Source organism: Streptomyces sp. NPDC058751 (assembly GCF_042746485.1).
Taxonomy (GTDB): Bacteria; Actinomycetota; Actinomycetes; order Streptomycetales; family Streptomycetaceae; genus Streptomyces.
The window spans coordinates 36,822-44,007 of the sequence record NZ_JBHYPZ010000066.1; the positions used below are offsets into that span (position 1 = coordinate 36,822).

At 70.2% G+C, this 7,186-nt stretch carries 6 protein-coding genes and 1 pseudogene; 4 read left to right on the forward strand and 3 right to left on the reverse strand.

What is annotated here, in order from left to right; translation table 11 throughout:
• Positions 1-191: 191 nt before the first annotated feature.
• The 3 genes from groL to ACFW6B_RS38625 all read right to left on the reverse strand — a co-directional run bounded on the left by groL (position 192) and on the right by ACFW6B_RS38625 (position 3,279).
• Complete coding sequence (gene groL, locus ACFW6B_RS38615) at positions 192-1,817, reverse strand: chaperonin GroEL (protein WP_386604101.1); 1,626 nt, start codon at positions 1,815-1,817, stop codon at positions 192-194.
• A 152-nt stretch (positions 1,818-1,969) separates the two neighbouring features.
• The gene (groES, locus tag ACFW6B_RS38620) at positions 1,970-2,278 is read right to left on the reverse strand and encodes a co-chaperone GroES (RefSeq protein ID WP_037626893.1); all 309 of its coding nucleotides are present in this window, start codon (positions 2,276-2,278) and stop codon (positions 1,970-1,972) included.
• A gap of 248 nt (positions 2,279-2,526) precedes the next feature.
• Positions 2,527-3,279, reverse strand: a complete 753-nt coding sequence (locus ACFW6B_RS38625) for a polysaccharide deacetylase family protein (protein WP_386604104.1) — start codon at positions 3,277-3,279, stop codon at positions 2,527-2,529.
• Between the two features lie 276 nt (positions 3,280-3,555).
• On the opposite strand from ACFW6B_RS38625, the gene ACFW6B_RS38630 reads away from it, so the two are divergent.
• The 4 genes and pseudogenes from ACFW6B_RS38630 to ACFW6B_RS38645 form a co-directional block, all read left to right on the forward strand.
• Positions 3,556-4,749, forward strand: a complete 1,194-nt coding sequence (locus tag ACFW6B_RS38630; protein ID WP_386604106.1) for a methyltransferase domain-containing protein — start codon at positions 3,556-3,558, stop codon at positions 4,747-4,749.
• A 200-nt stretch (positions 4,750-4,949) separates the two neighbouring features.
• Positions 4,950-6,683 carry a cytochrome c oxidase subunit I gene (gene ctaD / locus ACFW6B_RS38635; protein ID WP_386604108.1) on the forward strand — a complete coding sequence of 578 codons (1,734 nt, stop codon included), beginning with the start codon at positions 4,950-4,952 and terminating at the stop codon, positions 6,681-6,683.
• A gap of 10 nt (positions 6,684-6,693) precedes the next feature.
• Complete coding sequence (locus ACFW6B_RS38640; protein WP_386604110.1) at positions 6,694-7,044, forward strand: hypothetical protein; 351 nt, start codon at positions 6,694-6,696, stop codon at positions 7,042-7,044.
• A gap of 5 nt (positions 7,045-7,049) precedes the next feature.
• Positions 7,050-7,186 (forward strand): annotated as a pseudogene (locus ACFW6B_RS38645) (SAM-dependent methyltransferase); the annotation flags it as partial.

Genomic DNA, 7,186 nt, shown 5'->3' on the forward strand with positions numbered 1-7,186 from the left:
CCAGGAAGTGGTACGACCTCACGGTACCACTCGACTGGTACAAGAATCTGGTACCAGTCCGAAGAACGCTCGTGTCCGGCCAGGACGCCGGACAGCACTTCGCCCCGCCGTGGGAACGGCGGGGCGAAGCTACGCGGGCCGGTTCGGTGCCGAGTCCCCGTGCGGGGACCCGGCACCGGATCCGGTGTGCGTCAGTGGGAGTGCCCGTGGCCGCCGTGACCGGCGTCGGCCTCTTCCTCTTCCTTCTTCTCGACGACCAGGGTCTCGGTCGTGAGGAGCAGGGAGGCGATGGAGGCGGCGTTCTCCAGGGCGGAGCGGGTGACCTTGACCGGGTCGATGACGCCGGCCTTGACCAGGTCGCCGTACTCGCCGGTGGCGGCGTTGAAGCCCTGGCCCTTGTCGAGGTCGGCGACCTTGGAGGTGATGACGTAGCCCTCCAGGCCGGCGTTCTCGGCGATCCAGCGCAGCGGCTCGACGGCGGCGCGGCGGACGACCGCGACACCCGTGGCCTCGTCGCCGGTCTTGTCGAGGTTGCCCTCGAGGACCTTGACGGCGTGGACGAGCGCGGAGCCACCACCGGAGACGATGCCCTCCTCGACCGCGGCGCGGGTCGCGGAGATGGCGTCCTCCAGACGGTGCTTCTTCTCCTTCAGCTCCACCTCGGTGGCGGCGCCGACCTTGATCACGCACACGCCGCCGGCCAGCTTCGCGAGGCGCTCCTGGAGCTTCTCGCGGTCCCAGTCGGAGTCCGTGTTCTCGATCTCGGCCTTGATCTGGTTGACGCGGCCGACGACCTCGTCCGGGCTGCCGGCACCGTCGACGATGGTGGTGTCGTCCTTGGTGACGGTCACGCGGCGGGCGCTGCCGAGCACGTCCAGGCCGACCTGGTCGAGCTTGAGGCCGACCTCCTCGGCGATGACCTGACCACCGGTGAGGGTGGCGATGTCGCCGAGCATGGCCTTGCGGCGGTCACCGAAGCCGGGGGCCTTCACGGCGACGGCGTTGAACGTGCCGCGGATCTTGTTGACGACCAGGGTCGACAGGGCCTCGCCCTCGACGTCCTCGGCGATGATCAGCAGCGGCTTGGAGGCGTTCGACTGGATGACCTTCTCCAGCAGCGGCAGCAGGTCCTGGATGGAGCTGATCTTGCCCTGGTGGATGAGGATGTACGGGTCGTCGAGGACGGCCTCCATACGCTCCTGGTCGGACACCATGTACGGGGACAGGTAGCCCTTGTCGAAGGCCATGCCCTCGGTGAAGTCGAGCTCCAGGCCGAAGGTGTTGGACTCCTCGACGGTGATGACACCGTCCTTGCCGACCTTGTCCATCGCCTCGGCGATGAGCTCGCCGACCTGGCTGTCCTGCGCGGAGAGCGCGGCGACGGCGGCGATGTCGGACTTGTCGTCGATCGGGCGCGCGGTGGCGAGGAGCTCGTCGGAGACCGCCTTGACGGCCGCGTCGATGCCCTTCTTCAGCAGCGCCGGGGAGGCACCCGCGGCGACGTTGCGCAGGCCCTCGCGCACGAGCGCCTGGGCGAGCACGGTGGCGGTGGTCGTACCGTCACCCGCGATGTCGTTGGTCTTGGTCGCCACCTCCTTCACGAGCTGCGCGCCGAGGTTCTCGAACGGGTCCTCGACCTCGACCTCACGGGCGATGGTCACACCGTCGTTGGTGATGGTGGGGGCGCCGAACTTCTTGTCGATGACGACGTTGCGGCCCTTGGGGCCGATCGTCACCTTCACCGTGTCGGCAAGCTTGTTGACGCCGCGCTCAAGGGCGCGACGGGCGTCCTCGTCGAACTTCAGGATCTTCGCCATGGAAGCGGTTCAGCCCTCTCGGAAAATGTGGAGAAACGAACCGCGCCCCCGGCTCCCGGCTGGAATGATCGCGGGTGCCAGGGGCGTGGTTCACTGCAATGCTCGGTGCGGGGTCGTCCGGGGGAAGGCCCCGAACTCCCTTACCGGGTGAATTACTTCTCGATGATCGCGAGCACGTCGCGAGCCGAGAGGACGAGGTACTCCTCGCCGTTGTACTTCACCTCGGTGCCGCCGTACTTGCTGTAGAGAACGATGTCGCCGACGGCGACGTCGAGCTCGACACGCTTGCCGTCCTCGATGCGGCCCGGGCCCACGGCCAGGACGACGCCCTCCTGGGGCTTCTCCTTCGCCGTGTCGGGAATGACCAGGCCGGAGGCCGTGGTCTGCTCGGCGTCGAGCGGCTGGACCACGATGCGGTCCTCGAGCGGCTTGATGGCAACCTTGGAGCTGGCGGTCGTCACGATCCGACCTCCCCCTTCGGAGATCTCACGGGGTTAACTGTCTGAGGTGGCGACCAGGTCGATCCGTCGTCGCGGGTGCCGGACCTGCCCGTCGCTGTTGGCACTCTCCAGGGGGGAGTGCCAGACCTGAGACTATGACTGCGATTAGCACTCGGTCAAGCGGAGTGCCAAAGGCGTCGTCGTGGCGTGGGCCGGAAGATGCCCGACCTGCACCGAATGGCCCCTTCCCGGCCCCCCTGCGGGACCCCCTAGAGGTAGTCCTCCAGCCGTGCCGGGGTGAAGCCCTCGCGCTGGATCCGGCGCAGGAGACGGAGCGTGGCGCCCGTGGGGTCGGGCCCGGCGGGACCGGAGAGGATGTCGCCGGGCCGCAGCGGGTGCGCGTCTGCCGTCCTGCCGAGGACGACCGCGGCGACCCCGCAGTCGGCGGCGGCGCGCAGGGTGGTGCCGTCGTAGCGGCCGTACGGGGGCCGCAGCAGCCGGGGCCGGAGGCCGAAGCGCCGCGCGAGCTTGTCCTGTTGTCCGCAGATCTCGGCGCGCTGGCCGGCGTAGGGCAGACCGCGCAGGGCGGTGTGGTCGAGGGTGTGGTTCTGGATGCTCGCGCCGACCGCGCGCAGCCGGGCGAGCCGCCCGTACCCGGGTCCGGCGACCCGGTCCGTGAGGAACATGCTGACGGGCAGGCGCAGTTCACGGACCATGTCGGTGAACCGCGGGTCGCGTTCGGCCCCGTCGTCGTACGTCAGGAAGACCACCTTGTCGGGGGTGCGCACCCGGTCGACGACGGGCGGCAGGCCCGTGTCCGCGGTGCGCGCGGTGGCGCGGGCGGGCACGTCCGGCGCCGGGGCGAGCGGGGTGGCCAGGCCCCAGCGGCGGTACGCCGACTCGGTCGGGCGGACGCGCTGGGCCGCCTTCTTGCCCAGCCGCTCGATGGGGTCGACGGACTGCGCGCAGCCGCTGAGCAGCACCGCCACGAGCAGCCCGGCGGCCGGCACCCGCACCCTCACGGGTGGTCCTCCGGGCACGCGACCGCGTACCCCTCGGCCGCGACCGTCCCCGGGAAGCGGCGGACCGTGCCGGACATGGCGCCCCTCCCCCGCCCGCGGCCCCGGAAGTTGGCGGGCACGCCGACTCCCCGGCGCGCGACAGCACCCTTCACACCGGTTTTGTCATTTTGTCGTACGGGTCGCATGGAGCCGGATCCTCCCAGCTCACCGCCCTCGCGAGGGGCCCGACACCGCCGCCGGAAGCGCACCGTCCACCGACTGGCCCACAATGGCCGGGTGAACGACGTCTCCTTCGCCCCCCTCCTCACCGCCGAGGGCCGCGCCCTGCTCGACGAGGTCCGCGCCACCGAACCGGCACAGGAACTGGCCGTCGCCACCCGGCTGCGTCGCGAGCACCCCGCCGAGCTGGTCTCGGCGGCCCTCGGCCAGGCACGGCTGCGGCAGCGGGCGGTGGCGAAGTTCGGGGCCGAGGACGCCGGACGGATGTTCTTCACCCCCAACGGGGTCGAGCAGTCCACCCGTACGAGCGTGGCCGTGCACCGCGCCGAGCGGCTGCGCGCGCTGGGGGTCCGCTCCGTCGCCGACCTGTGCTGCGGCATCGGCGGCGACGCCATCGCGCTGGCCCGCGCCGGGATCCGCGTGCTGGCCGTCGACCGCGACCCGCTGACGGCCGCCGCCGCCCGCGCCAACGCCGACGCGCTGGGCCTCGCGGACCTGATCGAGGTGCGCGAGAGCGACGTCACCGAGGTGGACACCACGTCGTACGACGCCGTCTTCGTGGACCCGGCGCGGCGCGGCGGCCGGGGCCGGATCTTCGACCCGGAGGCGTACTCGCCGCCACTGTCCTGGGCGGTCGGCACCGCCCTCACGGCCCGGATCGCCGCGCTGAAGATCGCCCCCGGGATCCCGCACGAGGCGGTGCCCGCCGAGGCGGAGGCCGAGTGGATCTCGGACGGCGGGGACGTGAAGGAGGCGGTGCTCTGGTTCGGCACCGAACCCGGCCTGGTGCGCGCCACCCTGCTGCCGGGCCCGCGCGAGCTGCGCGGCCGCGGGCTGCCCGACCCGCGGGTCAGGGCGGTCGGCCGCTACCTGTACGAGCCGGACGGCGCCGTCATCCGCGCGCACCTGGTCGCCGAGGTGGCCGAGGAGCTGGACGGCGGGCTGGTCGACGAGACGATCGCCTACGTCACCGCGGACGAGCTGCGCCCCACCCCGTACGCCGCCGCGTACGAGATCACCGACCGGCTCCCCTTCAACGTGAAGAAGTTGAAGGCCCTGCTCCGGGAGCGGGAGGTCGGGGTCCTGACCGTGAAGAAGCGCGGGTCGGCCGTCGAGCCGGAGGAGCTGCGCCGCAAGGTCAAGCCGCAGGGCCCGCACTCCGCGACGGTGTTCCTGACCCGGGTGGCGGGCGCCCCGACCATGCTCGTCGGGGCACCGGCACGGCCGGCCACCGCCGACGGCGAGCGCTGAACGGGGCGGGGTCCGGCCCGGTCGCGGGCCGCGCCGCCACGTCGGCGCGCATGCCCGACATTGGGCCAAAAAGCCGTACAGCGGTATGAATACTGCTGGAAGCGGGCGAGCCTGGTGGATATCGGCCCAGGTTTCCGTAGCGTCGCGTCGGGCCTTGAGCAGGCCGATCCGGACCGGCAAAACTCGGAGACGAACAAACAGTGGGCATCCCCAACGGATCTCGGGCCGCCGTCACGGCAGCCGACGAGTCGTACGAGAACGAGCTGCCGGTACGCCGCAAGCAGCCCGGCAGCGTCGTGATCAAGTGGCTCACCACCACCGACCACAAGACGATCGGCACGCTCTATCTGGTGACGTCGTTCGCGTTCTTCGTGGTCGGCGGCATCATGGCGCTGCTCATGCGCGCCGAGCTGGCCCGCCCGGGCCTGCAGATCCTGTCGAACGAGCAGTTCAACCAGGCGTTCACGATGCACGGCCTGGTCATGCTGCTGATGTTCGCGACACCCCTGTTCGCCGGTTTCACGAACTGGATCATGCCGCTGCAGATCGGCGCGCCCGACGTGGCCTTCCCGCGGCTGAACATGTTCGCCTACTGGCTGTACCTCTTCGGCTCGTTGATCGCGGCGGCCAGCTTCCTCACCCCGCAGGGCGCCCCCGACTTCGGCTGGTTCATGTACGTGCCCCTGTCGGACGCGATCCACTCGCCGGGCATCGGCGCCGACATGGGCATCATGGGCCTGGCCTTCTCCGGCTTCGGCACGATCCTCGGCGCGGTCAACTTCATCACCACGATCATCTGCATGCGCGCTCCCGGCATGACGATGTTCCGGATGCCGATCTTCACCTGGAACGTGCTGCTGACGGCCGTGCTGGTCCTGTTCGTCTTCCCGGTCCTCGCGGCCGCGCTGTTCGCCCTGGAGGCGGACCGTAAGTTCGGGGCGCAGATCTTCAACCCGGCCAACGGCGGTGCCCTGCTGTGGCAGCACCTCTTCTGGTTCTTCGGCCATCCGGAGGTGTACATCATCGCGCTGCCGTTCTTCGGCATCGTCTCCGAGATCATCCCGGTCTTCTCGCGCAAGCCGATGTTCGGCTACATGGGCCTGATCGGCGCGACGATCGCGATCGCGGGTCTGTCCGTGACGGTGTGGGCGCACCACATGTACGTCACCGGCGGCGTTCTGCTCCCGTTCTTCTCCTTCATGACGTTCCTCATCGCGGTCCCGACCGGCGTGAAGTTCTTCAACTGGATCGGGACGATGTGGAAGGGCTCGCTGTCCTTCGAGACCCCGATGCTCTGGGTGGTCGGCTTCCTGATCACCTTCCTCTTCGGTGGTCTGACCGGCGTGATCCTGGCCTCGCCGCCGATGGACTTCCACGTCTCGGACTCGTACTTCGTGGTGGCGCACTTCCACTACGTGGTCTTCGGCACGGTCGTCTTCGCGATGTTCGCCGGCTTCCACTTCTGGTGGCCGAAGTTCACCGGCAAGATGCTCGACGAGCGCCTCGGCAAGGTCACCTTCTGGACGCTGTTCGTGGGCTTCCACGGCACGTTCCTGGTGCAGCACTGGCTGGGCGTCGAGGGCATGCCGCGCCGGTACGCGGACTACCTCGCGAGCGACGGCTTCACCACGCTGAACACGATCTCGACGATCTCCGCGTTCCTGCTCGGCCTGTCGATCCTGCCGTTCATCTACAACGTGTGGAAGACGGCCAAGTACGGCAAGAACGTCGGGGTCGACGACCCGTGGGGATACGGCCGTTCGCTGGAGTGGGCGACCTCCTGCCCGCCGCCGCGGCACAACTTCCTCACCCTGCCGAAGATCCGCAGCGAATCCCCGGCCTTCGACCTGCACCGTCCGGAGATCGCCATGCTCGAACCCTCGGAACCCGGCCCGGAGGGGCGGTCCCGCCGGCCCTCCGGGCCACAGGGCTGAGGGGCCTGCCGTGAGTGCCGAGAAGCCGCCGGACGGCGGTTCGGTCCGTGACGGCATCGCCAGGATGGAGGGCTACCTGCTGTGGCAGGGGGAGGTCGAGCGGGCCCGCGCGGAGGCCGAGTCCTTCGCCGATCAGCTCGACTGGCTGACGACCGCCCAGCGGGAAGAGGTGGTCGACCTCTTCGCCCGCCGCCAGCTCGACCTCTCCCGGACGGCGATCACCCGCACGGCCCGACGCGCACTGCAGCTCCGCCAGGAGTACCAGCACCGCTACGACCACCTCAGACTCCGGACCTTCGCCGGCGCCCTGGCCCTGGGAACGGCCGTCGCCCTCGTCGGCCACCTGCCGCGGATGCGCTGAGACGGCGGGTGTTCTTCACCCCCAACGGGGTCGAGCAGTCCACCCGCACGAGCGTGGCCGTGCACCGCGCCGAGCGGCTGCGCGCGCTGGGGGTCCGCTCCGTCGCCGACCTGTGCTGCGGCATCGGCGGCGACGCCATCGC

What these genes read in the sequence shown, in the direction of transcription:
- groL (WP_386604101.1), bottom strand. Translation starts at nt 1,817, where the DNA reads ATGGCGAAGATCCTGAAGTTCGACGAGGACGCCCGTCGCGCCCTTGAG.